This is a genomic window from Streptomyces regalis (assembly GCF_001509475.1).
Lineage (GTDB): Bacteria > Actinomycetota > Actinomycetes > Streptomycetales > Streptomycetaceae > Streptomyces > Streptomyces regalis.
The window spans coordinates 1-1,390 of the sequence record NZ_LLZG01000195.1 but is presented as its reverse complement, the minus strand read 5'-3'; the positions used below and the strand labels follow the sequence as shown (position 1 = coordinate 1,390).

Here is a 1,390-nt window from a genome sequence, read left to right as displayed (position 1 = left end):
CTAGTAGGACTCCGTTAGGTTGCTCTGGCTCTTGGGTTTGGGCTGGTGGCGGATGTTCTGGGCAGGGGGCGGTGGCAGGTGGTGCAGGTGCCGGTCCAGCAGTTCAGCAGGCCCTGGATGGCGTCGATGATCTGGTAGAGGGTGAGTCCGCTGTATCGGCTTTTGGGGCCAGGCGCTGTTCGGTGAGGAACGCGTGGGCGGCGGTCACCAGGGTCACGTGGTGATGCCACCCGTTCCAGGACCGTCCCTCGAAGTGGTCCAGGCCCAGGCCGTGCTTGAGTTCCCGGTAGTCGTGCTCGATCCGCCAGCGGATCTTTGCCAGGCGGACCAGTTCGGTGAGTGGGGTGTCCTCGGGCAGGCTGGACAGCCAGTAGTCGGTGGGTGCGTCGGCGCCTTCGGGCCATTCGACCAGCAGCGTGACCTCGGGCAGGACGCCGTCCCAGTAGCCCTCCTGCGTGGCGGCGGCCTGGGCCAGACGGCGGGCCCGGACCCCGGCCGGCCGCACCCGCAGCGCCAGGAAGTGCGAGCGCATCGGTCCGCGGGAGCCTTCCCGCCAGGCGACCTCGAAGAACGCCTGCCGTCCGTGGCCGGCGGCTGAAACGGACACAGAGGACGGCTTGTCGCGGTAGCGGGGCTGCGGCCTGCGGCCGTTTCCGGACCAGGCCGGGGCGGTGGGCCGCGCGTCGTTCGGGTGGACGGTCACGTCCGAGCGGATGGCCACCACATAGCCGATGCCCCGCTCGCTCAGGCCGTCGCGGAAGTCGGCGTTCTGCCCGTAGCCGGCATCGGCCACCACCACCGGCGGCACCATGCCCCACCCGGCCAGCTCGTCGAAGATGTCCAGGGCCAGGCGCCACTTCTCCCGGTGCCCGACCTCCTGTGGTATCCCGCTCTTCTCCCGTCGCGCGGGATCGTCCGCCCACTCCTGGGGCACGAACAGCCGCCACTGCAGCGGACAGGACCCGGTGTCGGAGACCGCGTGCACACTCACCGCGACCTGGCAGTTGGCCCGCTTGCCCAAAGCTCCGCAGTACTGGCGGGCGACCGCCACCGACATCTTCCCGTCCTTGGGGAAGGACACGTCATCGACCGCCCAGGCATCCGGGCCGATCTGCGGCATCATCCGCTGCGCGATCCGCCGCCGCACCGGCACCGGATCCCAGGTCGACTGGTTCACGAACTGCTGCAGGTTCTGCTCGTTGCCGTCCGGCAGGCGCTCCGCCATCGGCTGGATCGACTTCCGCCGCCCGTCCAGCATCAGTCCCCGCAGATAGCAGTCACCCTTCGCCCGCTGATCCTTGCGCGGCATCGAGGCGAAGACGTCAGCCACGAATAACGCCAACTTCGCCCGAGCACGGTTCACTTCATGTGCATCCACACCACCAACATG

At 69.0% G+C, this 1,390-nt stretch carries 1 protein-coding gene; it reads right to left on the bottom strand.

Annotation, left to right across the window (positions count from 1 at the left end; genetic code table 11):
• Positions 1-103 precede the first annotated feature (103 nt).
• Positions 104-1,378 (bottom strand): IS701 family transposase, encoded by a 1,275-nt coding sequence (locus tag ADL12_RS21785; RefSeq protein ID WP_079052194.1) that lies wholly within the window; start codon positions 1,376-1,378, stop codon positions 104-106.
• Positions 1,379-1,390: the final 12 nt, after the last annotated feature.